Below are 25769 nucleotides of genomic sequence, written 5' to 3' on the forward strand. Positions count from 1 at the left end.
ACGGCACGCATGCGCTGGCGGCATCGCCGTTGCTATACTGATCGACACGCTGCGGCCACCTTTTTGCCGCGGCGATCAACCAGTAATGCGGAGCCACCATGCGTCTCGACGACGAAGCCGAAAGCCAGAATGTAGAAGACCGCCGGGGTGAAGGCTCCGGCGGTTTCGGCGGCTTTGGCGCGGGGCCCAAGACGCTCGGCATCGGTACCATCCTGGTGGCGCTGGCGGCGTCTTATTTCTTTGGCATCGACCCCTCCGTGATCATGCAGGGCGCCTCGGTGCTGCAGGGCTCGCAGCAGCAAGCGCCGCAACAGCAGCATGTGCCCAGCCATCCCCCCGCCAAGGACCAGATGACGGTCTTCGTGCGCAAGGTGCTCGGTAACACCGAACGCACCTGGTCGCATATTTTCGAGACCGATCTCAACCGCCGCTATGCGCCGCCCACGCTGGTGATCTTCTCGAACGCCACGCCTACCGCCTGCGGCACGGGCCAGTCGGCCATGGGGCCGTTCTACTGCCCGGGCGACCAGAAGGTTTATATCGACCTGGCCTTTTACGATGAATTGCGCCAGCGCTTTGGTGCCGGCGGCGATTTTGCGCAGGCCTACGTGATTGCCCACGAAATCGGCCATCATGTGCAGAACCTGCTCGGCGTGTCGGGCAAGGTCGACGCCGCGCGCCGCCGCATGGGCGAGGCGCAGGCCAACCAGCTGTCGGTGCGCGTGGAACTGCAGGCCGATTGCCTGGCCGGCGTATGGGCCGCCACTGCGGAGCGCATGAACCAGCAGCTGCTGGAGCCCGGCGATATCGAAGAAGGCCTCAAGGCTGCCGCCGCCATCGGCGACGACCGCCTGCAAAAGCAAGCCCAGGGCTATGTGGTGCCGGAGGCGTTCACCCACGGCACCAGCGAGCAGCGCACGCGCTGGCTGCGCCAGGGCCTGACCAGCGGCGACATCCGCAAGTGCGACACCTTCGCGGCCAAGCAACTCTGAGCTACGCATCCGGCTGACTGCGCAGCGCCCGGCCCCCTCCCCCGGGGGCAGAGCCCCCCTCGCTGGTGGGGCTTTTTTTTGTGCTGAATTCGGCATGTAAACGTTGTTTACAAAGTGAGCGGCGTTTATAATCGCGGCCATGTCCGCCACCGCCCACCGCAATCCAGCCTGTCGGCCCCGCCCGTGAACGTGCCCGCCACGCCGGTTGCCGCAGCTGATGCGCCCGTCGCGGGGCCCAGCGGTGCCAAGTTGCGGCGCGAAAGTGTGCGCGAAGCCTTTTTCAATGCTGCCCGCGCGTTGTTTGCCGAGGCGGGATTTGGCGGCGTCACGCTGCGCCGCATCGGCGAGCGCTGCGGCTATAGCGCGGCCGCCATCTACCGGCATTTCGAAGACAAAACCGCACTGCTGTTCGAGCTGTGCGCGCAGGACTGGGTACACCTCGCGGCGGCGCTGGCCGACGCGCGCGCCGCCGCGGGCACACCGGCACTGGCGTTGCCGGCCGTGCTCGATGCCTATGTGGCGTGGGCCCTGGCCAACCGCCACAGCTATCACCTGTTGATGATGATGGGCCTGCCGGCCGACGCCGAGCGCGCGATCGACCTGCGCTGGAGCGAGCGTTTCCCGGAAGACCCGGTGAACGCGGTGATGATGGCCTGTGTGCATGACCAGCAAGCCACCGCGCTGATCAATTCGATGTACGACCCCGGCGATGTCGCCAACGCGCTGTGGACTGCCGTGCACGGGCTGGCCGCGCTCGATATCACGTTCGAGCACCTGCCCCACGAGGACTGGCAACCGCTGGCGCATCGGCAGCAGGTGCTGCTCGCGGCGCTGCTGCGCGGCTTCTCCCGACCGTCCCGCTAGAGCGACGGCCAGACACACTTCCCCCACAGCGTTTCTGCCACGCTGCCCGGCGCGTTTCACCGCTCGCATCTCGCGGTGCCCGCGCGCCGGATCCGTTCCACCGCGCGAGCGCGGCGGCTAGCTGCCGCGCCCTCGCAACACAATCCAATGTGCCATGGCGTCCTTTTTTCTTCGCCGGCCCGCGTTCGCGTGGGTTATTGCCATCCTCACCATGGTGGCGGGCCTGATCGCCCTCACCCGCATTCCCATCGCGCAGTATCCGGCGGTGGCGCCGCCCACCGTGATCGTCTACGCGGACTATGCCGGCGCGTCGGCGCGCACCGTGGAAGATGCGGTGACCGCCGTGCTGGAGCAGCAGATGCACGGCATTCCCGGGCTGCTCTACCTGGATGCCAGCAGCGAGGGCGGCGCCGCCACCATCACGCTGGGCTTCCGCCAGGGCACCGATGCGCAGCTGGCGCAGGTCAACGTGCGCAACCGCGTCATGCAAGCCGAGCCGCTGTTGCCGGAGGCGGTGCGCCGCGGCGGCATCTTCGTCGACCAGGCCGGCAGCAGCCCCTTCATGTATGTCTCGCTGGTGTCGCAGAACAGCCGGCTCGACGAAACCGCGCTTGGCGACTTTGCCGCCGCTTCGGTGCTGCCGATGCTGCGCCGCCTGCCCGGCATCGGCAAGGCGGAGCCCTACGGGGCCGAGTACGCACTGCGCATCTGGTTCGATCCCGACAAGCTCAATGCCTACGGCCTGACAACCGCGGACGTCGAGCAGGCCATCAAGGCGCGCAACGGCCGCGTCACCCCGGGCCAGCTCGGCGGCGCGCCGGCGGTGCCGGGCCAGCCCTACCAGGCACTGGTGCGCCCGCCCCGGCCGCTCGCCGAGCCGGAGGCCTTCGGCCAGATCGTGGTGCGCGCCGGCGGCGACGCCTCGCTGGTACGGCTGCGCGACGTGGCCCGGGTGGAGCTGGGCGCCAGCGACTACCGCTACAGCTCGCGCCACGACGGCCAGGTGGCCGCCTCGATCGGCCTCAAGCTGGCAGACGGCGCCAACGTGCTGGCCACCTCGCGCGCGGTGCGCGCCGCGCTCGACGAAGCCGCGCGCGGCTTCCCCGCAGGCATGCGCTACGAGATCTCATCCGACAACGCGCAGTTCGTCGAACGCTCGATCTGGCGCGTGCTGACCACGCTGGGCGAAGCCACGGCGCTGGTCTTCCTGATCCTCTACCTGTTCCTCGGCAACCTGCGCGCCACGCTGATCCCGGTGATCGTGGTGCCGGTCTCGCTGCTTGGCACGGTGGCCTGCCTGTACGCGTTCGGCCTGTCTCTTAACGTGATCACGCTGTTCGGCGTGGTGCTGGCGATCGGCATCCTGGTCGACGACGCCATCGTGGTGGTAGAGAACGTCGAGCGGATCATGCGCGAAGATGGCGTGGGCGCCATGGAGGCGGCGACCCGCTCGATGCGCGAAGTGTCCGGCGCGCTGGTGGGTGTGACGCTGGTGCTGTGCGCGGTGTTTGTGCCGATGGCGTTCCTGGACAGTGCGGTGGGCGTGATCTATCGGCACTTCGCCATCACGCTGGCGATCTCCATCGCCTTCTCGCTGTTCTTCGCGCTATCGCTGGCGCCGGCCATGTGCGCCAGCCTGCTGCGCCATGCCCCGCACCCGCAGCGCGGCCCGCTGGCCTGGTTCGAGCGCGGCTTCACGGCGCTCACCGCGCGCTATGCCGGCTGGGTACTGGCATTGCAGCGGCGCCGCCTGCGCTGGCTGGGCATTTACCTGGCGCTGGCGGTGGCCGGCGGCGTGCTGATGTGGCAGATCCCCGCCGGCTTCCTGCCGGAGGAGGACACCGGCGAACTGGTGATCGATATGGAGCTGCCCGCGGGCGCCACGCAGGCGCAGACGCGCGCCACCGTGGCGGCGCTGGAGGCGTGGCTGAGGGCAGGCAAGTATCCCGTGCGCTCGACCTTCGCCGTGCTGGGCTGGAGCAATGCCGGCAACGGCGAGCAGCGCGCCAGCATGTACCTGGCGCTGCGGGACTGGTCGGAGCGCGGCGCCGACGAACGCGCGGACGCCGTGCTGGCCAGGCTCCAGGCCGGGCTGGAAGCGTGGCCCGGGCGGGGACAAGCGCAGCTGCACGCGTATAACGGCGCGGCCTTGCCCGAGCTGGGCAGCACCGGCGGGCTCGACATGCGGCTGGTGGCGCAGGCCGGCTCCGGGCGCGAAGCGCTGTTTGCCGCCCGCGACAAGCTGCTTGCCGCTGTCAAGGATGAGCCGTCGCTGGGCGAGGTGCGCGCCACCACCGGCCAGCCGGCGCCGGCGCTGGACCTGCACATCGACTACGAGCGCGCGCGCAGCTTTGGCGTGGAGCCGGAGGCCATCCACCATGCGCTGTCGGCCACGCTGGGCTCGCGCTATATCGACGAAGTGGCGCGCGAAGGCCGAATCCGCCGGGTGATCCTGCAAGCGGATGCGCCTTACCGCATGGACCCGGCCAAGCTGTCCCGCGTGCATGTGCGCAATGCCAGCGGTGGCATGGTGTCGCTGGGTGCCTTCGCCGAACTGGCCTGGGGCAAGGGCGAAGCGACGCTGGAGCGGTTCAACGGGCTTGCCTCGGTGCGCATCAACGCCGAAGTGGCGCCGGGCCACAGCACCGGCACTGCCATGGAACGCCTCACGGCCAGGGTGCGCGAGCTGGGCGGCGCCTACGACGTGCGCTGGACCGGACGCGCCTTCGAGCAGCAGCAAAGCGGCACGCAGGCGCCGTGGCTGTTCGCCTTGTCGATGTTGTTCATCTTCTTGTGCCTGGTGGCGCTCTATGAAAACTGGACCTTGCCGCTGGCAGTGCTGCTGATCGTGCCGGCGGGCCTCGTTGGCGCGCTGGTGGCGATCTGGCTGCGCGGCATGCCGAACGACGTCTACTTCAAGGTGGGCGGCGTGGTGATCATGGGGCTGGCGGCCAAGAACGCCATCCTGGTGGTGGAATACGCCGAGCAGTTGCGCCGCGGCGGCATGGACCTGCTGGAAGCCGCCAGCCAGGCCGCCCGCCAGCGGCTGCGCCCGGTGGTGATGACATCGCTGGCCTTTATCCTGGGCGTGGTGCCACTGGCGATCAGCACCGGCCCGGGTGCGGCCGCGCAGCGCGCGGTGGGCACCGGGGTGCTGGGCGGCATGCTGGGCGCCACTGTGATCGGCTCGCTGGCGGTGCCGCTGCTCTATGTCCTGATCGGGCGCAGGCGTGCCGGGCGCGAACGGGAATGACAAGGCGCGTGCCGGCCAGCGGCGTTCGGGTAGTACGGGGTAGTACGGTGTAGTCGGGGCGGGGATCTTGCGAGGCTGCCGGAGGAAATACGAAAGGCAGCTAGTGCGGGGAGCGGCGGGTAAAAATCACCCACCCGGCGGGAGAGAAAAGGAGGAGGAGGTCAGCCGGGCAGGTGGGAGATAAAACGGGGAGCAAAAGTGTCACCTGCCGGCCACCAGAGTGGCCGCCAGGCAACACGGGGTCGGTTTCAGACCCGGTAGCCGTACAGCGAGCCGTCGCCGCCGCGCGAGTTGTCCAGCGAGCTGGCTGCGATCTCGCCACGGAAAGCGCCGCGGGCGCCGTCGGTGAACGTGTCGAACTTGCCAGCCTTGGCACCGTCGGTGAACGTGTCGAACTTGCCGGCCTTGGCGCCGTCGGTGAACGTATCGAACTTGCCGGCCTTCGCGCCATCGGTGAACGTATCGAACTTGCCGGCGCGCAACGCGTCGGCGTACACGTCGAACTTGCCGACCTTGCTGTTGGCGGGGGCTGCCAGTGCCGCGGCCGACGAGGCCACCATCAGCACGGCGAGAGCGCTGCCAAGGATGCGTTTGGCATTCATTTGGGACTCCTTCAACTGATTGTGTCGTTCTTGTTTTTAATTTGCTGTACTAGCTGCCCCGGCAAATCTATGTTGCGCTGCAGGCACGGACTGAAGATTAGTGGCTAGGCGGGCAAGGAGAAATACCACTGCGACGAATGGTGCGTTGCGAGTCGTGAAACGCTGGAACGTCGGACGAATGGCGCGGATTGGCGGCCCGATGGCGTGACGGGAGGGCTTGCGAGGGGGTGCGGCAGGTGGCCGAAGCGATGCCTGACGGCCCGCCAGCCCAGGCCTGAGGCCGGTCCGCAGGCGAGCAGCCTGCTAGCGGGCTAGCGTTTGGCAGGATGGGCGGCGCCGATTGGCGCGCGCCGGGGCGCCGCGGCCGGCGCCCTGTATTGGCCTTGAATCGGCCTGAAAATGCCTGAAAAGTGCCGAATACGCCGGATGGGTTTTTGACCAGGCCTTAGACGGTGTACTGGCCGTTGGCTTCGGGCTGGAAAGACAACTCCACCACGGTGACGCTTTGCTCACGTCCGTCCGGCAGGCGGTAGCTCACGGTCTGCCCGGCGCGCGCGCCCAGCAGCACACGGCCGATCGGCGACAGCACCGACAGGCGGCCTTCCTCGAAATCGGCGGTATCCGGATAGACCAGCGTCCAGCGGCGCGGCGTGGCCTCGCCCTCCAGCGCGCACAGCAGGCTGGAGTTCATGGTGACCACATCCTTGGGAATCGCCTCGGCTGGCACGATGGCCGCGCGCTCGAGGATGCTGTCGAGCATTTCGGCCAGCGGCGCGGCGCCGGCGCGGCCTGCGATGCGCTCCAGGCGGGTCACGTCAAGCTCGGTCAGGTAAAGGGTCGGTTGTTGTTTGGACGATGCCGTCATGATGAATCCTCGCAAAGTGGCGATGCGGCGACCCGGAACGGGCTGGAGCGATCCGCCGGGGATCGGCTCCTGGCGTTGCCAAGGTCATGAAATAAGGTGGGCCGTTACCGGCGGTCAGTACCGGCGGGAAAACCGCGAACACGAACAGGGAGTGACTCGGCCCGGTTCAGCGTATGCCTGCGTTGGGGGGAACGTCAGGCTGGGAACCGGGCGGGATCAAGCGGTACGCTGATCCGGCGGCAGGCAATCGCCTGTTTGGCTTGTGCGCGCGGCGCCTGGACTGCGCGCGCGGTCGCGCCAGCCTGCCCGATAGGGGCAAGCTCGACAGCAATCGGCGACAGGCAGCAAGGCGTCATTGGGTGCGGCAGCAATTGGAATGGAAAATCGGGAAAGCGCGCCATGCGGCGAAACTGGCGAGAGCAATGGCTCACTCAAAGGCTTCGCCGCGGGCTCGGCCCGCCGCTTTTTCACCAGCTTGGTGCGCGGCAGGTAAAGGGATCGTAGCATAGCCGGCACCTTTCAGGCACCGGGGCGCAACCCTTACGCGTGGCTCTCCGGATGCGGATGGCATTCGCAGGCGGCGCCGGCAGCGGCCTGCTGCAGGTTCTGCAGGATGCCGCATTCGCTGGCCGGATGGGGCTGGTCGCAAGTATGGCGAAGTGCTCGCAACTGCCCTTCCAGCGCCTCCAGCGCCATGCGCTGGGCGTGGATCTGCTCGATCTGGCGATCCAGCAGGCTGTTGATGTCATCGCACGCCAGTGTCGGATCGCGCTCGAAATCGCGCAGCCGGCGCACGTCGGACAGGCTCATGCCGAGGGAGCGGCAGTGGCGCACGAAGTTCAGCTGCAGCAGATGGCCGTCGCCGTAGCGCCGATAGCCGTTGTCCTCGCGCTGGGGCGCGTCGAGCAAGCCTTCGCGCTCGTAATAGCGGATGGTTTCCACGTCGCAACTGCTGTGTTTTGCAAGCTCACCGATACGCATGCCGACTCCTGGTCACTCCCGACCGCACCAAATACCCTGTAGTAATTACGGGGTTAGCCTGCAGTGTAGACCATCGCGGCAAGCCTTGCCAGCTTCGTGCTCAGCCTGGCGCCGGGCCCCGCGCCTGGTCGCGCAGCGTGAGCGTGCGCGGCACGAAGGCCGCGCGCATCACCTCCACCGCCAGTTCGGGCCGGGCGGTGCCGCACATGAACACATCCACGGCGGCAAAGCCGTACTCGGGCCAGGTATGGATGCTGATGTGCGATTCCTTGAGCAGCAGCACCCCGGTCACGCCCAGCCCCGGTCCGAAATGCTGGAAGCGGGCGTCGACCACGGTGGCGCCGGCGGCCTGCGCCGCCTGGTAAAGCACGCGCTCGACCAGTGCGGCATCGGCCAGCAGATCGCTCGCCACGCCTTGCAGGTCGGCAAGCAGGTGGTGGCCGAGCACGGCCGGGCAAGGCAGGGCTGGCGCGTTCATGGCCACCGGCTCATTTGTGGCCGCCGCCGGAGGACCAGCCGCTGGAGCCGGAGGAACCGCCGCTCCAGCCACGCGAGCTCGCGTATCCGGACGAGCCTGAACCGGTGGATTCGCCGAGGTTGAAGAAGGTCGTGCCGAACAGCACGATGATGCCGTAGACGAGATAAAGCAGGCGCACGCTGACTCAATCCTTTCCGGCCCAGCGCTGGACCAGCCAGATCGGCACCCAAAGCAGCAGGAAGCCGATGACGATAGTGAACCAGCCCCGATCGGTGACGAGCGCCACCGGGACGTTGAGGATGGCGAGGAGGATGGCGTAGACCTTGGCGCTCTTGCGGCAAAAGGCGAGGTCAGCGCTATTGCCCGCACCCGAAGCGCGCGCTGCCTGGGGCGCGCGGGCGGCCTCGGCCAGCCCCGGGCTGGACTTGAACCACTGCGCCAGCTGCGCGCGCGCCACGGTGGTGGACAAAGTCCAGACGATCTCCGTGCCGGAGGTCTCGCGCGTAAGCCGGCGCGCCGGCTTGCCGAATTCGGTCAGGCGCGTGGTGTCGCCCACCTTGACGCGCCAGTTGAAGGTGCCGGCCGCGTACAGCACCTCGCTCTCGTAGTCGTAGCCTTGCTGGAAGGTCTGGCCCTGGTAGCTTGCGGCCGTGCCGGAGACCATGCGCGGCCAGGTATCCAGCACCTCGACCCGGTCCCAGCCGCTGTCCTGCTCCACCAGCCACATCAGGCCGCGCTGCTCGTTGAACAGCAGATACTCGACCCAGGTGGAGGCTTCTTCCTCGTCGTTGTCGGTGCACTGCATCAGGCCCAGCACCGTGTACGGCTTGCCGTCGATGTTGCCGATGTCGCCTGGCGCCAGGCTGGTCTTGAGCGCATCGAGCTCACGCTGCTTTTCCAGTACCAGCGCCGTGGAAGTGGAGCAATCGATCTCGCTGTGGCAACTCGGGCAGACCACGAAGCTGGCCACGCCCGCGCGGTAGGCGATCGGGCCGCCGCAGCCCGGGCAGGCCAGCGGCACGGCCTTGCCGCGGTAGCGGTCGGCGGTGCCGGCGATCTGGTCGGCCTCGCGCAGCAGCTGGCATTTGAGCTGGTCAAGCGTGACCGCCTGGCCGGTATAGATGGCAGGCGGATCGCCGTCGGCGTAGTCGAGTGTGAGGAAACGGCCCTCGTCGCGGAAGTCCGCAACCTGCGCGGTCCAGCCGGCGCCCACCGTGAACGGCAGCTCGCCCTGCCCGCCGGTGCAGCGCGCGCTGCGCACGTCGCTGGCCAGGTAGCGATGCTTGTCGAAGTACAGGGGCGTACCGGGCGTGAGCTGGTCGTAGCGCGGCAGCGCCACGCCGTTAAGCTGGGCGGCGGACTGCTCGGCCGTGACGCGCCGGGTCAGCATGTACTGGCCGGAGGCATCCGCCAGCCAGCCGTCGCTGCCGTCGTCGAACAGCACGTACCACTCGTTCCACAGCCCGGAGTCGTAGCGCAGCTGGATGCGGCCGACCAGGGTGAAGCCCTGCCCGTCCCACTGGCCCGAGGTGTGGATCTGCAGCGGCGTGTAGTCTTCCAGCACGGTGGACATCTTGCCGATGTCCTTGACCGTGTCGGCGTCCTTGAGCAGCGTGCTGTGGCAAAACTCGCACACTACCATCACCGCGGCAGACGAGCGGAAGGCCGCCGGCGCGCCGCAGCTTGGACAGTTGATTGCTTGCATGCTTAAGGGATAGGGGCGCGCTCAGCCGATCAGTTTCTTGAGGATCTCGGCCTTGGCGGTGTCGAACTCCGCCTGGGAGATCAGGCTCTTGTCGAGCAGGTCCTTGAGCTTTTGCAGGCGTGCGGCCGGATCGTCGGCGGGCGCGGCCACTGCGGCCGGCGCCGCTGCGGTGGCGGGTGCGGGTGCGGCAGGCTGGACGCCCGCGGCAGCGCCAAGCCCGCCCGCCATCGCCTGGCCCATCACCGCGCCCGCCGCCAGGCTGGCGCCAAGGCCGGCCACGCCGCCCTCGTTCTGCGCGGCCAGCGGGATCGAGGTGGCGACCTGGTACTGCGTGAACTTCGCCATATCGCCCATCATGCCCATGGAGATACGGGTGTCGATGGCTTTTTGCAGTTCTTCCGGCAGCGACACATTGGTCACCGCGAAGTTATCCAGCGCCACGCCATAGCGCTCGAACTCGGGCGCCAGCTTGTCGCGGATGGTCTGCGACATCAGCGCCTGGTTGGCAGCCATGTCCAGGAAGGGCACCGAGGCGCCGCCCAGCGTGGCGGTCATGGTGGCGATCAGCAGGTTGCGCAACTGCTCTTCCACCTCGTCGCGGGTGTACTCGGCGCGCGTGCCGCTGATCTCCGTATAGAACCTGGCGGCGTCGGCCACCTTGTACGAGTACAGGCCGAAGGCGCGCAGCCGCACCATGCCGAAATCGGCGTCGCGGATGGTAATCGGCTGGGCGGTGCCCCACTTGCGGCCGATCTGCAGGCGCGTGCTGAAGAAGTACACATCCGACTTGAAGGGCGACTCGAACAGCTTGTCCCAGTTCTTCAGGTAGGTCAGCACCGGCAGCGTCTGCGTGGTGAGCTTGTGCATGCCGGGCCCGAATACATCGGCGATCTTGCCTTCGTTGACGAACACCGCCATCTGCGACTCGCGCACGGTCAGGCTGCCACCGTACTGGATTTCCATATCCTCCATCGGATAGCGCCAGGCCAGCACGCCGTCCGTGTCCTCCGTCCACTGGAGGATGTCGATAAACTGCTTCTTGATGAACGATCCGATGCTCATGGCAATCCCCAGGTTCTCAGCGTTGTTCCGGCAGGTTCAGGAAGTCAGGACAGGCAGGCGGCATTGATCAAGCCGACCGTCACTGAAATAGCGCCCATCAGGCCGCCCATGCCGATATTGTTCGATTCGATCGCTGCATCCATGTCGGGCAGCGCGCGCGCCAGGCCCGCGTAGGCCAGCGCCTGTACCAGCATCGCCCCCACCGACCACACCAGGAACATCAGGAAGGTGTCGTTGTGCTGGATGCTGGACGACAGCGTAAAGCAGAAACCGATCATCGCCCCCGACAGCGAAAGCGCCGCCGCGAGGTTGCCCTGGCGGATCAGCGCGAACTCGCGAAACGGCGTGATCCTGGTGTAGACTCCGACGAACACCGCCAGCAGGGCAAGGCCGGCCAGCAGGTGCAGCACGTAGGCGTAGATGGCTTGCATCTTGGTTGTTCTCCGGCTGGTTCTACGACGGTGTTCCGGGCTGCGGCAACATGAAGCGAGCCGTGAATCGTGAAGCCATATTGGCGATATCAGCATTGTTGGCAGTTGGCGCCCAAGTATATCCGTTGTCCATTTCGGTTCATCACAACTTTTTGCGGTTTGCCAGGCGTGCGCGCATCGCGCGGCGGCTCGCCTGAGCGTCACGCCTGCCCATTCCGGCTTCCCTCCCGGCCTCCTATCTGATCCCCGATTCTCGATTCCCTAGTCCCGATGCGCGACCGTACCCTTGTTCTTTCGGTGTTGATCGTGGCGTCCTGCGGGCTCGGCTACGAGCTGATCGCCGGCGCCCTGTCCAGCTACCTGCTGGGCGACTCGATCCTCCAGTTCTCCTCCATCATCGGCTGCTACCTGTTCGCCATGGGCGTGGGCTCCTGGCTGTCGCGCTATGTGAAGGACGAGGACGTGCTGGCGCGCTTCATCGATATCGAGATCCTGATCGGCCTGCTCGGCGGCGTCTCCGCGGCGCTGCTGTTCGTGGTGTTCGCCTGGCTGTCGGCGCCTTTTCGCACCGCGCTCTACGCCATGGTGTTCGTGCTCGGCGTGCTGGTGGGCATGGAGATCCCGCTGGTCATGCGCGTGCTCAACACGCGCCGCACCGCCTTCAGCGAGCTGGTCAGCCGTGTGCTGACGTTCGACTATCTTGGCGCGCTGGCCGTCTCGCTGGTGTTCCCGCTGGTGCTGGCGCCGCGCCTGGGACTGTCGCGCACCGGCTTTTTGTTCGGCATGCTCAATGTGGGCGTAGCGCTTGTCACCATCCACATCTTCCGCGATGAACTCAAGCCGGTGATGTCGCGCATGCTGCGCGCCTCGCTGGTGCTGGTGCTGCTGGCGGGCGGCTTCCTGGCCTCGGGGCGGCTGACCCACTGGGCCGAGCGCGGCATGTTCGGCGACGAGATCATCCATAGCGAAAGCACGCCATACCAGCGCCTGGTGATCACGCGCTGGAAGGACGACATGCGCCTCTATATCAACGGCAACCTGCAGTTCTCCTCGCGCGACGAGCACCGCTACCACGAGGCGCTGGTGCATCCCGTGCTGCAGGCGCTGCCGTGGGCGCGCCGCGTGCTGGTGATCGGCGGCGGCGACGGGCTGGCGGTGCGCGAGATCCTGAAGCACAGGCACATCGAGCACGTGACGCTGGTCGACCTCGACCCCGCCATGACCACGCTGTTCTCGCGCAGCGAGCCGCTGGTGGCGCTGAACCAGGGCTCGCTCAAGGACGCGCGCGTGCAGGTGGTCAATGCCGATGCCGCGCAATGGATGGAGCAGCACAACGAGATGTTCGACGCCATCATCGTCGACCTGCCCGACCCGTCCAACTTCGGCCTGGGCAAGCTGTACTCGGTGCCGATGTACAAGCTGATGTCGCACCACCTCGCGGAAAAGGGCTATGCCGTGGTGCAGTCCACCTCGCCATACTTTGCGCCACGCTCGTTCTGGGATATCGACGCCACGCTGCGCGAGGCGGGCCTGCATACCTGGCCCTACCACGCCTACGTGCCGTCCTTTGGCGAGTGGGGCTTCATCCTTGCGGGCAAGCGCGGCGACTACACGCCGCCCACGCGCTACACCGTGCCGCTCAAGTTCCTCGACGCCGACAGCACCGCGCTGATGTTCCGCTTCCCCGCCGACATGGCGCCGCGCGAGGCGCGTGCCAACCGGCTCAACGAGCAGTCGCTGGTGCATGACTTCGAGCAGGACTGGCGCAATGTCATCCGCTGATCTGCATCACCCGCAATCGGAGCTGGCATGGACCGCCGCCGCTTCCTGATCGCCGGCGCTGGCGCGGGCGGCCTGGGCTTGCTGTCCGGCTGCGACCGCCTGGGCGGCGATGCCAGCCGCTTCCTGGCCGGCGTCGGCCTGCGCGAGCCCATGCCTGTCGTGCTGCGCCCCGGCATGGCCGAGGGCCACGCGCTGCGCGATGCCGCCAGCTGGCCGTCGACCGTTTCCGCGCAGGACGAGATTGTGACCGACGTCGCCATCCTCGGCGGTGGCGTGGCCGGGCTCAGCGCCGCGTGGCAGCTGGCGCGTGGCGGCCTCACGGACTTCCTGCTGGTGGACGGGCCGGAGTTCGGCGGCAACGCGGCGGCCGGAAGCTTCGGCGGCGACCTGGCCTTCCCGCGCGGCGCGCACTATCTGCCGCTGCCCTCGCCCGAATCCACGCACATCCGCGAGATGCTGGCCGACACCGGCGTGATCCAGCGCGACCCGTTCGCCGCGCGGCCCGAGTTCGACGAACGCGCGCTGGTGCATGCGCCGGACGAGCGCCTGTTCTTCGACGGCAAGTGGCACGACGGCCTGCTGCCTGGCGACGCAGCGCCGGACCAGGAAGCGGCGCAGCACGCGCGCTTTCTCGCGCGCGTCGAGCAGCTCAAGAGCGCGCGCGGCAGCGACGGCCGCAAGGCCTTTGCCATCCCGCTGGCGCTGGCCTCGCAAGACCCGGCCTGGACCCGGCTTGACCAGCAAAGCATGCGGCAGTGGATGCTGGCCGAAGGCTTTACCGCGCCCACCCTGCACACTTATGTGGACTACTGCTGCCGCGACGACTACGGCGCGGGGCACGACCTGATCTCGGCCTGGGCGGGCTTGTACTACTTCGCCAGCCGCGCGGGCCATGCAAGCGATGCGGCCGATGGCGCCGTGCTGACCTGGCCGGATGGATTGCACGCGCTGGTGACGCGGCTCTCGGCGCGGATCGATGCGCACCGCGGCGCCAAGCCTGGCGCCCTGCCCTGGCGCCGTCCCGGCATGGCGCTGCAAGTGCAGGAGCAGGGCCGTGGGGTGTCGGTGCTGTGCGCCTGGTGGCCGGATGGCGTTGGCGCCCGGCCACCGCGCATCTACCGCATCCGCGCGCGCCGCGTGATCTGCGCCATGCCCCTGCATGTGGCCGCCCGCGTGGCGCCGCTGCGCGAATTCGGCTTCGACCCGGCGCGCCACCTGCCGCCCACCGCGTCCTGGATGGTATCCAGCTTCCGCCTGCAGGGCTTCCCGCCGGAAGCGCCGGGCGTGCCGCTGGCGTGGGACAACGTGGTGCATGGCGGACGCGGGCTGGGTTATGTGGTGAGTACCCATCAACTGATCCGGCAGGCAAAGCCAGCAGCCACGGTCTTTACCGCGTACTGTCCGCTGGACTTGGCGGCCAGCCCCGGCGCGGCACCGCGCTCGCTCACCGACACCCGCCGCTGGCTGGCCGAGGCCAGCGCCGCCGAGCTGATGGACTACGCCACCACCGATCTGCGCACGGTCTACGGGCGCGCCTTCTGGCGCCACGCGGATGCGGTGGAAATCACGGTGCGCGGACACGCCATGGCTTCGCCGCGCACGGGCTTTCTGGGCAATGCCGGCGCCGCGGCCCTGCGCGCGGCCGATGGCCGCATCCTGTTTGCCCATGCGGACCTGTCCGGCGTGTCGGTGTTCGAGGAAGCGGCGTGGTGGGGTACGCGTGCCGCGCGCAATATCCTGGGCTGAGCGCTGTGGAGTGATGCTTTCGCCATAACCTGCCGCAGCGCCGCATCCTGTAGAATTCTTTGCTCGATTTCGTGTCGAACCGCCTGACACGCGATCCCAACCGAAATTTTTTGTGCGCGCAATCCGCTTCCTGCTGCTGCTCCTGATGCTTGCCGTCATGCCCGTCCAAAGCTGGGCAGGCGCACGCACGTGCGCAGTGGGCAACACGGTGCAGGCGGATTCGTGCAGCACCCTGGCACAAGACGCCGCTGCCGCCATGGCAGACGATGCGGCACATGATGCCCCTATCGATGCCGGCGGAGCCCCCGGCGCCGTTGACGTTGGCAGCGCCGGCGACGCCAAGGATCCGTCGCAGCCCGGCGCCGACCTTGCCGAATCCCTGTTGCCGGCCTCGCCCCCGCGCTTTACCGCAGGGCTTGCCCGCAGCGGCGCGCCCGCGCACCGCGCGGGCGCCATGCCCGACCCCGACCTCCCCCTTCAGCAGCGCCCTCCCAGCGCCTGAGTCTCCCCCGCGCGTGCGCTGGTCTTGCGTGCGCTCGTAGTCAGCGTAGTCAGGTTCCCGGTTTTCCTGTCGTTAGTCTCCTGCACGCGGCGCGCCTGGCCTGGCCTGGCGCTGCGCGTGCTTGCGACGCGCGCCCCTGTTTTCACCATGGCATTGATCACTTCCTCACACAAAAAATGAAACGCGTCCTGCTCTTCCTGGCGACCAACCTCGCCGTCATGCTTGTCCTCAGCTTCACCGCCAGCTTGCTGGGCGTGAACCGCTTCCTCACCGGCAACGGCCTCAACCTCGGCATGCTGCTGGCATTCGCCGCGCTGATGGGCTTCGGTGGCTCCTTCATCTCACTGCTGATGTCCAAGACCATCGCCAAGTGGTCGACCGGCGCGCAGGTCATCACCCAGCCCAGCAACGGCACCGAAGTCTGGCTGGTGCAGACCGTGCAGAAGCTGGCCGACCGCGCCGGCTTGCCGATGCCTGAAGTCGCCATCTATGAAGGCGAAGCCAATGCGTTTGCCACCGGCGCCACCAAGAAAAGCTCGCTGGTGGCCGTTTCCACCGGCTTGCTGCAAACCATGTCGCACGACGAAGTGGAGGCCGTGCTCGCGCACGAAGTCGCCCACATCGCCAATGGCGACATGGTCACGCTCACGCTGATCCAGGGGGTGGTCAACACCTTCGTGATCTTCCTGGCGCGGATCGTGGGCTACTTCGTGGATTCGATGCTGCGCAAGAACGATGAGGAATCGAGCGGCCCCGGCATCGGCTACATGATCACGGTGGTGGTGTGCGAGATCGTGTTCGGCATCCTGGCCAGCATCATCGTGGCCACCTTCTCGCGCCATCGCGAATACCGTGCCGATGCCGGCGCGGCCAAGCTGATGGGCAGCCCCACGCCAATGGTGGCGGCGCTGCGCCGGCTGGGCGGCCTGGACGCCGAAGGCCTGCCGCAGAACATGCAGGCGATGGGCATTGCCGGTGGCAAGTCGTGGCTGTCGCTGTTCTCCAGCCACCCGCCGATCGAGCAGCGCATTGCCGCGTTGCAAGCTAAGGCCTGAGGCCCTTGCCGGGCTCCTCTGGCCTCACCCGGAACGCGGCCCGATAGCGTTCCGGCGTGGTCTGTACATGCCGCTGGAAGGCCTGCCGCATCACGTCGGCGTTGGCAAATCCAGTCGCACGGGCGATGCCATCCAGGCGTCGCCCATCTTCTTCCAGCATCCTGCGCACCGCTTCCACACGTAGCCGTTCCACGTAGCGCGCCGGCGTCTCGCCGACCTGCCGCGCGAACACGCGCGCGAAGTTGCGCGGGCTCATCGCCACGCGCTCGGCCAGCACCTGCACCGACAGGTCGCGCGCCAGGTGCTCCGCCATCCAGGCCTGCAATTCACGCAACTCCGGGCTTTGCGCGCTCTGCGCCTGCAGCAGCGTGGAGAACTGCGCCTGGCTGCCGGGACGGCGCAGGAACAACACCAGCTCGCGCGCCACCGCCAGCGAGGCGGCATGGCCGAGATCGTCCTCCACCAAGGCCAGCGCCAGGTCCATGCCGGCGGTCACGCCGGCCGAGGTGTACAGATCGCCCGCGCGGATCCAGATCGGGTCCGGGTCCACCTGCACCAGCGGATGGCGCTCCGCCAGCCGCGCGGCATGGCGCCAGTGCGTGGTGGCGCGATGGCGGTCCAGCAGCCCGGTGCGCGCCAGCACGAACGCGCCGGTGCAGACCGCGCCGAGGCGGCGCACGCGCGGTGCCTGCGCGCGGATCCAGTCGATCAGGCGCGCGTCGCTGGCTGCCGCGGCGTGGCCTGAGCCGCCGGCGATCAACAAGGTATCGATCGGCCCGGGCAGCATGTCGCCGATGCGATGATAAGGCGCGTCGGCCAGCAGCCGGATCCCGCTTTCGGTACACACCAGGCCGTCGTCGCGCACGCTGGCAATGCGGATGTCGTAGGCGGGCGACGCCCGGCCTGGGAGCCGGTTGGCATGGCCGAAGACCGCGCTGGGCCCGGTCACGTCGAGTTCCTGCGCGGGGTCCGGCGCGACGAGCACGACGATGCGCGGCGGATCATTCGGCAAGGGATGGCTGGCAGGCATGGACGGTGACCCAGGGCGAGAGTGTGAGTGCGCGAGTGCGGTTGCCGCCGATCATACTGGCGCCAGCGCCTATCCGGCCAGCACCGCCGCGCGCGGCGTGCTGCGCCGCCAGCCTAGCGTGACCAGCAGCGCCACCGCCAGCGCCGGCAGCACGGCAAGGTTGACCGCCTGCCAGCCATAGCGGTACAGCACCTGCCCGGCAGCGAGCGTGGCCAGCGCGGTCAGCGCGGCGGCGCTGAATTCGGCCAGCGCCTGGGTCCGCGCGCGCTCGGCGGGCCGGTAGCTTTCCGCCAGCAGCGTGGTGCCGCCGACAAACATGAAATTCCAGCCGATGCCAAGGCACAACAAGGCGACATAAAAGGCCGGCAGCGCCGTCGAGGCCAGGGCCACGAGCGAACCCATTGCAGCGAGCGCGATGCCGCACATCAGCATCGGCCCGCGCCCAAAACGCTGCAGCAGCCAGCCGGAGAAAAAGGACGGCGCGTACATGCCCACCAGGTGCCACTCGATGATCTGCGCGCCCTGCGTGATGGTATGGCTGCACGCCACCGCGGCAATCGGCGTGGCGGTCATCACGAACATCATCACCGCATTGCCGATGCCGTTGTTGGCAAACGCCGCCAGGAACACCGGCTGGCGAGCGATCACGGCGAGCGGGCGCGCGGGCAGCGCCGCGGCGCCGTGACCGGCTGCCGCCGCGCCTGCATGCGCCTCTGGCTCGCGGTAGCCAAGCGCCAGCAGCAAGACCGTGGCCATCCCGAACACCGCGACCACCGCATACGAGCCGGCGAAGGGCTGCGCCACCATCAGGTCGCTGCTCCACGCGGCAATGGCGGGCCCGCACACGGCGGCCACCACGCCGCCGGTGAGCACGGTGGAAATGGCGCGCGGCTTATCCACAGGCGCGGCGGCGTCGGCGGCGGCCAGCCGGTAAAAGCGCGCGAACGCCTGGAACACGCCGACCAGCGCCGTGCCCACGCAGAACGCCACGAAGTCATGGTGCGAGATGGCCCACACCGACACCAGCCCGCCCGCGCAGCACGCGAGCCCGCCGAGCGAAAAAGCGATGCGGCGCCCCAGCCGCTCGATCAGGAAGGCGGCCGCGATGGCGGTGAGCGCCGACGCCACCGTGATCAGCGCGAACGGCAGCGTGGCCAGCGCCTTGTCGGGCGCGAGCGTGTAGCCAACCAGCCCGGTCAGGGTCAGGTCGACCGACAGCGCCGAGGTGAACAGGGCCTGGCAGATTGCCAGGACCCGGGCTTGGGACATCGCGGGACGTGCCATCGGGCGCTCCGGTGAGGAAGAGGCGGGGATGGCACTGAGCGTACGGAAAGCGGGACCGTGGCGGCTGACAATGATCCGCAGAATCCTGCCAACCGGCTCCTGGCTGGGTTAGTTGAACACGTCCTGGCGGTAACGTTCCTGCGCGACCATGCCCGCCAGCCAGCCGGAGGCCGCCGCCTCGCTCATGCCGCCCTGCTGCGCCGCGATCTCGATCAACGTGCGCCGCACCGCCGGCGCCATCTGCCGGCCGTCGCCGCACACATAGATCGTGGCGCCGTCCTGCAGCATCGCCCAGATAGCCTGGCGATCGCGCCATAGCAGATGCTGCACATAGCGCTGGTCCGCAGCGGCGGTAGTGGAGTAAGCCGCATGCGCCTGCACCACGCCCTCGGCCTGCCAGCGTGCGACGTCATCGCGGTAGAGCCAGTCGTGCCCGGGATGGCGGCAGCCGTAATAAAACTGGCTGGCGGCTACCGCCTGTCCGGCGGCCTTCTGCGCCGCGCGCTCTTCCAGGAAGCCGCGGAACGGCGCGATGCCTGTGCCGGGCCCGACCAGGATCATCGGCCGCGCCGGATCGGGATCGGGCGCGAAGGCCGGGTTGGGCGTGCGGATCGCCGCCGCCACCACCGCGCCCGGCACGAGTCCTTGCAGCCAGGTGGATGCCACGCCACGGAACATGCCGCGCCCCGAGAGCGCGGGTGACCACACGGTGCCGACCGTGATCGTCGCCACGTCCGGTGAAACCAGGGGCGACGACGCGATGGAATAAAAGCGCGGCCGCATCGGCACCGTGCAAGCCAGCAGGCCCGGCAGCGTGAGCTCGATGGCGGGGTGGCTGACCAGCACATCCACCAGCCCCAGCCGCTGCGAGGCCACGCGTGCCGCGTAGCCCTCTTGCGCGTGGTCCGAGCCGAGCCGCTCCAGCGCCGCGCGCGTGAACGGGCAACGCGTGTATTGCAGCAGCGTGCGCAGCGTCTGGCGCGACACCACATCTTGCAGCTCGATGAAATGCGTCAGCAGTTCGCGCAAGGGCAATGCCTCGTCCAGTGGCAGGCCGCGCGCGGCGCTGGTGGATGCGGCGGACAGCGTCACCATGGCGTCGGGATCGAGATCGAGCCGCTCGCACAGGTCCCGCACGGTGGCGGGATGGTTCTGCGGGTACACCGCAAGGTGATCGCCGGTCGCGTAGCTTGCGCCTTCCGGCAGGCGCAGCCGGATGTCGCGCGTGGAGGTGCGCGGCGCTTCCAGCGCGAAGTCCCACAGGCCCGCCGGATCGTTCACCAGCTCCGTGTTGGCCAGCACCGTGAAGGCTTGCGTCGACGGCGGCAGCGTGCTGGCACGGATGGTGGCGATATCGCGCAGCCGCACTTCGATCTGGCTGGTGCCCGCCGCATCTGGTGCCGCGCCCTGCGCCACGCGCAGCGCCTGCAGCGATTGCCATAGCGCGGCGAGCCACGACTCCGCAGCCTGGTCGAAGTCGCCATTGCCATCCGCCTCGCCGCGCGCGAGCAAAGGCGCCGCGCCAGCCGCGCTGAAGAAGTCGTGCAACCGCTTGGGAAATGCCTGGTACGTGGCCCATTGCGAATTGCCGCAGCCGAGCAACGCAAAGCGCAGGCCTTCTGCGCGGTAGCCGCCAGCATCGCCGCTATCGAGCATCGCTTCGAAGCGTCGCGCTGAATCGGGTGCGCGCCCGTTGTAGGTAGCCGCCACGATCACGGCGAGCCCATCGGTGGGCAACGCGCCCACGGCTTCGTCCAGGTCGCGCAGCGTGGCGGCAAAGCCGGCCGCCAGCGCGCCAGCGTGGATCTGCTCGGCCAGCTCGCGCGCGGTGCCCAGGCTGGAGCCGCACAGCACGGCAAGGGGCTGGCCGTTGCCGCGCACCGCCGGGGGTTGCGACTGCGCGCTGGCAGCGCCGGCCGCAGCCGCGGCGGCGATGCGCTCATGCGCACGGCGCCGCCGCGCGCGCAGCGTGAACGCATCCGGCTTCAGGGTCAGCGTTTCCTTGATGCGGAACTGGTAATCGTGCGGGTCGCTGAACTGGAAGTTGCGCAGCATCAGGGCCAGCGCGAGCTTGGCTTCGGTCAGCGCGAACTGGCGGCCGATGCAGGCGCGCTCGCCATTGCCGAACGGCTTGTAGGCGTGGGGATGGATCCTGGCCTCGTTCTCGGGCAGGAAGCGGTCGATGTCGAAGGTCTCCGGATCGGCCCACACTTTCGGGTCGCGGTGCAGCGCGGTGAGCACCACCGAGACGCGCCGATCCTTGCGGATCAGGTAGCGCCCGCCGATCACCGTGTCCTCGAACGGCGCCACCGCAAAGGCGGGCGCCGTGGGCCACAGGCGCAGCGTTTCCTTGAGCACGCGGTCAATCACCTGCAGCTTCGCCAGGTCGGCATAGACCGGTGGCGCGTCGCCCGGCAGCACTGCGTCCACCTCGGCATAGGCTTGCGCCAGCACGCCGGGATGGCGCAGCAGCTCATACAGCGCGAACGTGAGCAGGCCGCTGGTGGTCTCGTGCCCCGCGATCAGGAAGGTGATGACCTGGTTGCGGATGTTCACGTCGTCCAGGCGCTGGTCGGTGTCGGGGTCGCGCGCCTCCAGCATCAGGTTGAGCAGGTCGTGCGCGGGCGGCTGTCCGGCGTTCTTGCCCGCCGCGGCGCGGCGCTGCCGCACCACGTCATCCACCAGCGCTCGCATGTACTGGATATCGGCGGCGAACTTGCGGTGCGCCTTGTGCATGAACTTGTCCTGCAGCGCAAAGCGCGTGAGCTTGCCCATGGCCTCCTCGAGCGCGCCGACCATGGCGTCGATAAAGGGATGGAGCTGCTCGCGCGAGAACGAATCGAAGTCGTAGCCGAAGCCCGACAGCGCGATGGTGTCCAGCGTGAGCCGGGTCATGTCGTCGGCAATCGGGATGTCGGTGTCGGCGCCCTGGCGGTCCCACTTGTCGACCAGCCGGTTGGCCACGCGCAGCATCACGTCGAAGTAGCCCTTCATGGCGCGCTGGCTAAAGGCCGGCATCAGGATGCGGTGGGCACGGCCCCAGTTCTCTTCCTCGGCGTGCGCGGTGAACAGGCCGTCGCCAGCCAGGTCGCGCAGGTACGACAGCGGCGGCCCGACGATCTTGCGAAAGTGCTGCCCGTCCGACAGCTCGGCCACCAGCGCGGCGTCGCTCACGAATGCCACGTGGCGCCCGGCGAAATCGAGTTCGAAAATGCCATCGAAGGCGCGGCTGCGCGCCAGCAGGTGCTGCCCGACCTTGCCCGGCGTGACCTGCAACAAGTTGCCGACCAGCGGCCAGCCCGGGTCGCGCGGGATGGGTTCGAGCGAGCGTGCGGGCTGCGCCGGCGGATTGATTGCTGCGGTGGCTGCGGTTACTGCGGTTGCCGAGTTCGCGGCCGGAGCGGCGGAGGCGGAAGTGGAGGCGCGCTGCATATTCAGGTCACCAGATGGTAGTCGGCGGGCGAAACGCCGGGGTTGGGCCAAGGGGCTCAGCAGCCACCTTGTGTCTCTTGTTCGTTCTTCTGTTTTCTGCCGGCTGCATGGCGCACATGGCGTACATGGCGTACATGGCTATCCCTGCAAGTCGACGTAGACAACCGTCTACTTTTCCAGCAAAGTAGACGAATGTAGACCGAGTGTCAATTCCAAACCGGATTCGCTGAAGCCGGCGTATTCAAGCCGGCGTATCCCGGCCTTAACTTTTTTGCCTGACACCATGGAAGACATTGCCGGCGGCAAACGCAAACTGATCGACGCGGCGCTGCGCCTGGCCGCAGCCAGGCGCAGCTTCGCCGGCCTCGGCCTGCGCGAGCTGGCGCGCGAAGCGGGGCTGAACCCCAATACCTTCTATCGCCACTTCCGCGACATGGAAGACCTGGCGCTGACTGCCGTGGCCGAGGTCGGCAACGCGCTGCGGCCCATGCTGCGCGCGGTGCGCTGGGCGGTGGCGCAGGACAACCCCGGCGAGGTCGCCAACCGCGCCTGCGACGCCTTCTTCGCCTACGCCGATGCCCATCCCGACGCCTTCTTTGTCGGCGTGTGCGGCAGCACTGGCCCGCAGCCGGCGCTGCGCGAAGCGGTGCGCCAGGTGCTGGCGGATATCGCCGGCGAGATGGCGGAAGACATCGAGAGGCTGGAACTCTGCCCCGGCCTGTCGCGCCCCATCATCGACGACCTCTGCGGCTACGTGGTGTCCTACCTGTTCCACCTGTCGACGGACTATCTCGAAGATAACGCCAAGGGACGCCGCCTGCGCATCCAGCAATCCAAGCAGCTGATCAGCTGGCTGCTGCGCGGCGCTGCCGAACAGCAGCGGGCGCAGGATCAGCCGGCGCCCGTACCCGCACCTGCGCGCAAGCGTAAGCCGACGGAACGCCGGCCGCATTGAGCGCGCCGGTGGCTGCGGCAGCGTTCGCCATGCGGGTGACAAGCGGCTGAACGCCTGCCCCGCCGGGTCTCCTCGGTATTTTCCCTGAGCCAGCCGCGCAACGGCGGGAAAGCTGGATGAAGGCTTGCCATGCCTACGATGCAGGGGCTTCTCTCATGGCCGGGACATGCGTCCCGCCCGCGAGCAGCCGGAATCATCGACAAAACTAGCGAGCCCCGAGGAGATCAACTTGAAAGCCCAAACCAAAATCACAGCCCTCGCGCTGGCAATCGGCGCGGCCTTTGCCGGCCACGCCAACGCGCAATCGAACGTGACGCTGTATGGCCTCATCGACACCACCATCAGCACCATCAGCAACGCCGACGCCAAGGGCGACCGCCTCACCGGCTACCACCAGCCGGCGTGGTTCAGCGGCAACCGCTGGGGCCTGACCGGCGCGGAAGACATCGGTTTCGGCACCAAGGTGATCTTCAAGCTGGAGAGCGAATTCCAGAGCTACAACGGCGCGATGGACACCCCCGGCGTGCTGTTCAACCGCGACGCCTGGGTCGGCATCAACAGCGATGTCTTCGGCAAGCTGACCTTCGGCCGCCAGAATGCGCTCGGGCGCGACCCGATGGCCTCCGGCCTCTACGGCGACCCCTACGGCCCGGCGGCCATCACCACGGAAGAAGGCGGCTACACCAACAACAACAACTTCAAGCAGCTGGTGTTCTACGCGGGCAGCGCCACCGGCACGCGCATGGACAACGGCGTGGTGTGGAAGAAGCTGTTCGATAACGGCCTGACCGCCGGCGCGGGCTACCAGTTCGGCGAAGTGCCGGGCGCGCCGTCGCGCAACACCACGGAAACCGTCACCCTGGGCTACAACGGCGGCAATTTCCACGTCTCGAGCTTCTTCACGCAGGCCAACGTGAATGGCCAGCGCAACCGTACCTATTCGGCTGGCGGCAACTATGTGTGGGGCATCGTGCGCGCCAGCGCGGGCTATTTCCACTACACCGCGGAGCAGGGCGCGCTGGGCCAGCGCAAGGACGACGCCTACACCGTGTCGCTCAAGATCGACCCGGCAGGCGCCTTCGACTATGAGATCGGCTACCAGATGATGAAGGCCGGCCACGCCGCCCTGAATGCCGACGGCTTCACCATCAATGCTTACGGCAACACCGCTAACTCCACGGCGACCGACAGCGGCCGCAAGAACACCGTGTACGGCTCGATCTTCTATCACTTCTCGAAGCGTACCGAGGTCTACCTGGCCGCCGACTACATGTTCCTGCAGCACGGCTATCACGCCGCGCAATCGAACGGCTTCGCGCACCAGAGCGAATTCGCGGTGGGCATGCGCACGCGCTTCTGATCCCGTTGCATCGGCCTGCGCCTGGCGGCGCGGGCCTGGCTCCGAACTTTCCTTGTCCCGGCCACAAGCCGGGTTTTTTTTCGCCTGGCGGCTTCGTTGCGTGCGGCAGGTTTGCTGCCATCGCCCGCTTGTGGGAGATGGATGGGCCGGGGTGAGAGGGTGGGCGCTCGTCCCGCCTGCGTGCTGGGGAACACCACGGGCTTCGCTTCAAGCGGCTCCTAGCTAAGCCACCCCTCTCCCCGGCCCTCTCCCCATGAGGGGCGAGGGAGCGACAGCCGTCGTCATGGCGTGCGGTGCTGGCCCATCCGTCGGCTTCGTTCATTGCCACTGGTCTGCTCCCCTCTCCCACTTGTGGGAGAGGGGCCGGGGGAGAGGGCGGGCGCTCGCACGAAGTCCGGCGAACCAAGCAAAAAGGCCCACGCCGACGGGGAGTCGGGGTGGGCAAGGGAGATGGCTTCCCGGCGCGTGCGTAGCGCTATTGCGCTGTGCCGCCGCGACGTAAGCTCAGGCCAGGTTGCCCGGCTTCCATTTAAGCAGGCGGTTTTCCAGCGTGGTCAGCAGGAAATCGGCGGCAAGCGCCACCACCGCCAGCACGATCATGGCGGCGAACACGCCGCTGGCATTGAAGGCGCCCTGCGCCGTGGCGATCAGCAGGCCGATGCCCTGCTTGGAACCCAGGAACTCGCCCACCACGGCGCCGACCAGCGCGAAGCCGAAGCTGACGTGCAGGCTGGCCAGGATCCAGCTCAACGCCGACGGCACCACCACGGCGAAGGTCAGTTGCCGTTTGGAAGCGCCGAGGATCTGCGCATTGGCGATCAGGTAGCGGTCGGCTTCGCGCACGCCCTGGAAGGCATTGCCGAACACCACGAAGAACACCATCACCACCGCCAGCGCCACCTTGGAGGCCATGCCCAGGCCCAGCGCGATCACGAAGATCGAGCCCAGCACCACGCGTGGAATGGAGTTGGCAATCTGGATGTAGATGCTGAACACATCGGCCAGCAGCTTGTTGCGCCCGAGCACGATGCCGCAGATCACGCCGGCGACCGAGCCGATCAGGAAGCCGAGCCCGGTCTCTTCCAGCGTGACCGCCACCTGCTCCAGCAGCGGGCCCTGCGAGGTGCCGTTGACGAACCAGTCGTAGATCTGCTCCGCAATCAGCGAGGGCATGGAGAAGAAGAACGGGTCGATCCAGTGCAGCCGTCCTGCCAGCTCCCAGCCGCCCAGAGCCACCACCAGCAAGGCGATGCGCAGGGTGATGATCAGTTGGCGGCGCCGGCGCATGGCCAGCCTGGCTTCCCGTTCAAAGACGTCGAGTTCGTCGGCAAGGGCCGTGTTTGCTTCCATATTCATTGGTATTGGCATTGGCGTTGGCATTGGCTACGGT

Annotated in this window: 21 protein-coding genes; 9 read left to right on the plus strand and 12 right to left on the minus strand. The window is 67.8% G+C overall.

What is annotated here, in order from left to right:
• Positions 1-98: 98 nt before the first annotated feature.
• From ypfJ to ACX12D_RS18840, 3 genes are all read left to right on the plus strand, one after another.
• Positions 99-992 carry a KPN_02809 family neutral zinc metallopeptidase gene (gene ypfJ / locus ACX12D_RS18830; RefSeq protein ID WP_459372259.1) on the plus strand — a complete coding sequence of 298 codons (894 nt, stop codon included), beginning with the start codon at positions 99-101 and terminating at the stop codon, positions 990-992.
• A gap of 264 nt (positions 993-1256) precedes the next feature.
• Positions 1257-1856, plus strand: coding sequence for a TetR/AcrR family transcriptional regulator (locus ACX12D_RS18835; protein ID WP_459372260.1), 600 nt, complete (start codon positions 1257-1259; stop codon positions 1854-1856).
• A 154-nt stretch (positions 1857-2010) separates the two neighbouring features.
• Positions 2011-5109: an efflux RND transporter permease subunit gene (locus tag ACX12D_RS18840; RefSeq protein WP_459372261.1), complete on the plus strand. Its 3099-nt coding sequence runs from the start codon at positions 2011-2013 to the stop codon at positions 5107-5109.
• 248 nt (positions 5110-5357) lie between these two features.
• Here the strand turns inward: ACX12D_RS18840 and ACX12D_RS18845 are convergent, their stop codons facing one another.
• From ACX12D_RS18845 to ACX12D_RS18880, 8 genes are all read right to left on the minus strand, one after another.
• Complete coding sequence (locus ACX12D_RS18845) at positions 5358-5711, minus strand: hypothetical protein (RefSeq protein ID WP_174425811.1); 354 nt, start codon at positions 5709-5711, stop codon at positions 5358-5360.
• 445 nt (positions 5712-6156) lie between these two features.
• Positions 6157-6576 carry a nucleoside diphosphate kinase regulator gene (rnk, locus tag ACX12D_RS18850; RefSeq protein WP_043350617.1) on the minus strand — a complete coding sequence of 140 codons (420 nt, stop codon included), beginning with the start codon at positions 6574-6576 and terminating at the stop codon, positions 6157-6159.
• 540 nt (positions 6577-7116) lie between these two features.
• Positions 7117-7557 carry a Cd(II)/Pb(II)-responsive transcriptional regulator gene (locus ACX12D_RS18855; protein ID WP_459372262.1) on the minus strand — a complete coding sequence of 147 codons (441 nt, stop codon included), beginning with the start codon at positions 7555-7557 and terminating at the stop codon, positions 7117-7119.
• 100 nt (positions 7558-7657) lie between these two features.
• Positions 7658-8035, minus strand: coding sequence for an adenosylmethionine decarboxylase (speD, locus tag ACX12D_RS18860; RefSeq protein WP_459372264.1), 378 nt, complete (start codon positions 8033-8035; stop codon positions 7658-7660).
• Between the two features lie 10 nt (positions 8036-8045).
• Positions 8046-8213, minus strand: coding sequence for a hypothetical protein (locus tag ACX12D_RS18865; protein ID WP_459372265.1), 168 nt, complete (start codon positions 8211-8213; stop codon positions 8046-8048).
• A 6-nt stretch (positions 8214-8219) separates the two neighbouring features.
• Positions 8220-9740: a DUF4178 domain-containing protein gene (locus tag ACX12D_RS18870; protein WP_459372266.1), complete on the minus strand. Its 1521-nt coding sequence runs from the start codon at positions 9738-9740 to the stop codon at positions 8220-8222.
• A 21-nt stretch (positions 9741-9761) separates the two neighbouring features.
• Positions 9762-10802, minus strand: coding sequence for an SPFH domain-containing protein (locus ACX12D_RS18875; RefSeq protein ID WP_459372267.1), 1041 nt, complete (start codon positions 10800-10802; stop codon positions 9762-9764).
• A gap of 44 nt (positions 10803-10846) precedes the next feature.
• Complete coding sequence (locus tag ACX12D_RS18880; RefSeq protein WP_043350632.1) at positions 10847-11233, minus strand: DUF350 domain-containing protein; 387 nt, start codon at positions 11231-11233, stop codon at positions 10847-10849.
• A 270-nt stretch (positions 11234-11503) separates the two neighbouring features.
• Between ACX12D_RS18880 and ACX12D_RS18885 the strand changes: the two genes are divergently transcribed.
• From ACX12D_RS18885 to htpX, 4 genes are all read left to right on the plus strand, one after another.
• Positions 11504-13015: a polyamine aminopropyltransferase gene (locus ACX12D_RS18885; protein ID WP_459372268.1), complete on the plus strand. Its 1512-nt coding sequence runs from the start codon at positions 11504-11506 to the stop codon at positions 13013-13015.
• Between the two features lie 27 nt (positions 13016-13042).
• Positions 13043-14761 carry an FAD-dependent oxidoreductase gene (locus ACX12D_RS18890; protein WP_459372269.1) on the plus strand — a complete coding sequence of 573 codons (1719 nt, stop codon included), beginning with the start codon at positions 13043-13045 and terminating at the stop codon, positions 14759-14761.
• A gap of 112 nt (positions 14762-14873) precedes the next feature.
• Entirely contained in the window at positions 14874-15263 is a 390-nt protein-coding gene (locus ACX12D_RS18895; protein ID WP_459372270.1) for a hypothetical protein, read from the plus strand.
• Positions 15264-15439: 176 nt separating this feature from the next.
• Positions 15440-16318 (plus strand): protease HtpX, encoded by an 879-nt coding sequence (gene htpX / locus ACX12D_RS18900; RefSeq protein ID WP_459372271.1) that lies wholly within the window; start codon positions 15440-15442, stop codon positions 16316-16318.
• Here the strand turns inward: htpX and ACX12D_RS18905 are convergent.
• The 3 genes from ACX12D_RS18905 to ACX12D_RS18915 all read right to left on the minus strand — a co-directional run bounded on the left by ACX12D_RS18905 (position 16308) and on the right by ACX12D_RS18915 (position 22064).
• Positions 16308-17348, minus strand: coding sequence for a GlxA family transcriptional regulator (locus tag ACX12D_RS18905; RefSeq protein WP_459372272.1), 1041 nt, complete (start codon positions 17346-17348; stop codon positions 16308-16310). The two genes, htpX and ACX12D_RS18905, sit on opposite strands and share 11 nt — an antisense overlap.
• 69 nt (positions 17349-17417) lie before the next feature.
• Entirely contained in the window at positions 17418-18632 is a 1215-nt protein-coding gene (locus ACX12D_RS18910) for an MFS transporter (RefSeq protein ID WP_459372273.1), read from the minus strand.
• Positions 18633-18740: 108 nt separating this feature from the next.
• Positions 18741-22064, minus strand: coding sequence for a bifunctional cytochrome P450/NADPH--P450 reductase (locus ACX12D_RS18915; protein WP_459372275.1), 3324 nt, complete (start codon positions 22062-22064; stop codon positions 18741-18743).
• 283 nt (positions 22065-22347) lie between these two features.
• Between ACX12D_RS18915 and ACX12D_RS18920 the strand changes: the two genes are divergently transcribed.
• Both ACX12D_RS18920 and ACX12D_RS18925 read left to right on the plus strand, forming a co-directional pair.
• Positions 22348-23019, plus strand: coding sequence for a TetR family transcriptional regulator (locus ACX12D_RS18920; protein WP_441641446.1), 672 nt, complete (start codon positions 22348-22350; stop codon positions 23017-23019).
• A 229-nt stretch (positions 23020-23248) separates the two neighbouring features.
• Entirely contained in the window at positions 23249-24379 is a 1131-nt protein-coding gene (locus tag ACX12D_RS18925) for a porin (RefSeq protein ID WP_459372276.1), read from the plus strand.
• A 504-nt stretch (positions 24380-24883) separates the two neighbouring features.
• Here ACX12D_RS18925 and ACX12D_RS18930 read toward each other — a convergent pair.
• Positions 24884-25747, minus strand: coding sequence for an ABC transporter permease (locus ACX12D_RS18930; RefSeq protein WP_174425798.1), 864 nt, complete (start codon positions 25745-25747; stop codon positions 24884-24886).
• Positions 25748-25769: the final 22 nt, after the last annotated feature.

Source organism: Cupriavidus sp. PET2-C1 (assembly GCF_054515855.1).

What these genes read in the sequence shown, in the direction of transcription:
- ACX12D_RS18870 (WP_459372266.1), bottom strand. Translation starts at nt 9,740, where the DNA reads ATGCAAGCAATCAACTGTCCAAGCTGCGGCGCGCCGGCGGCCTTCCGC.
- speD (WP_459372264.1), bottom strand. Translation starts at nt 8,035, where the DNA reads ATGAACGCGCCAGCCCTGCCTTGCCCGGCCGTGCTCGGCCACCACCTG.
- ACX12D_RS18855 (WP_459372262.1), bottom strand. Translation starts at nt 7,557, where the DNA reads ATGCGTATCGGTGAGCTTGCAAAACACAGCAGTTGCGACGTGGAAACC.
- rnk (WP_043350617.1), bottom strand. Translation starts at nt 6,576, where the DNA reads ATGACGGCATCGTCCAAACAACAACCGACCCTTTACCTGACCGAGCTT.
- htpX (WP_459372271.1), top strand. Translation starts at nt 15,440, where the DNA reads ATGAAACGCGTCCTGCTCTTCCTGGCGACCAACCTCGCCGTCATGCTT.
- ACX12D_RS18920 (WP_441641446.1), top strand. Translation starts at nt 22,348, where the DNA reads ATGGAAGACATTGCCGGCGGCAAACGCAAACTGATCGACGCGGCGCTG.
- ACX12D_RS18875 (WP_459372267.1), bottom strand. Translation starts at nt 10,802, where the DNA reads ATGAGCATCGGATCGTTCATCAAGAAGCAGTTTATCGACATCCTCCAG.
- ypfJ (WP_459372259.1), top strand. Translation starts at nt 99, where the DNA reads ATGCGTCTCGACGACGAAGCCGAAAGCCAGAATGTAGAAGACCGCCGG.
- ACX12D_RS18915 (WP_459372275.1), bottom strand. Translation starts at nt 22,064, where the DNA reads ATGCAGCGCGCCTCCACTTCCGCCTCCGCCGCTCCGGCCGCGAACTCG.
- ACX12D_RS18890 (WP_459372269.1), top strand. Translation starts at nt 13,043, where the DNA reads ATGGACCGCCGCCGCTTCCTGATCGCCGGCGCTGGCGCGGGCGGCCTG.
- ACX12D_RS18930 (WP_174425798.1), bottom strand. Translation starts at nt 25,747, where the DNA reads ATGCCAATACCAATGAATATGGAAGCAAACACGGCCCTTGCCGACGAA.
- ACX12D_RS18905 (WP_459372272.1), bottom strand. Translation starts at nt 17,348, where the DNA reads ATGCCTGCCAGCCATCCCTTGCCGAATGATCCGCCGCGCATCGTCGTG.
- ACX12D_RS18910 (WP_459372273.1), bottom strand. Translation starts at nt 18,632, where the DNA reads ATGGCACGTCCCGCGATGTCCCAAGCCCGGGTCCTGGCAATCTGCCAG.
- ACX12D_RS18880 (WP_043350632.1), bottom strand. Translation starts at nt 11,233, where the DNA reads ATGCAAGCCATCTACGCCTACGTGCTGCACCTGCTGGCCGGCCTTGCC.
- ACX12D_RS18840 (WP_459372261.1), top strand. Translation starts at nt 2,011, where the DNA reads ATGGCGTCCTTTTTTCTTCGCCGGCCCGCGTTCGCGTGGGTTATTGCC.
- ACX12D_RS18845 (WP_174425811.1), bottom strand. Translation starts at nt 5,711, where the DNA reads ATGAATGCCAAACGCATCCTTGGCAGCGCTCTCGCCGTGCTGATGGTG.
- ACX12D_RS18885 (WP_459372268.1), top strand. Translation starts at nt 11,504, where the DNA reads ATGCGCGACCGTACCCTTGTTCTTTCGGTGTTGATCGTGGCGTCCTGC.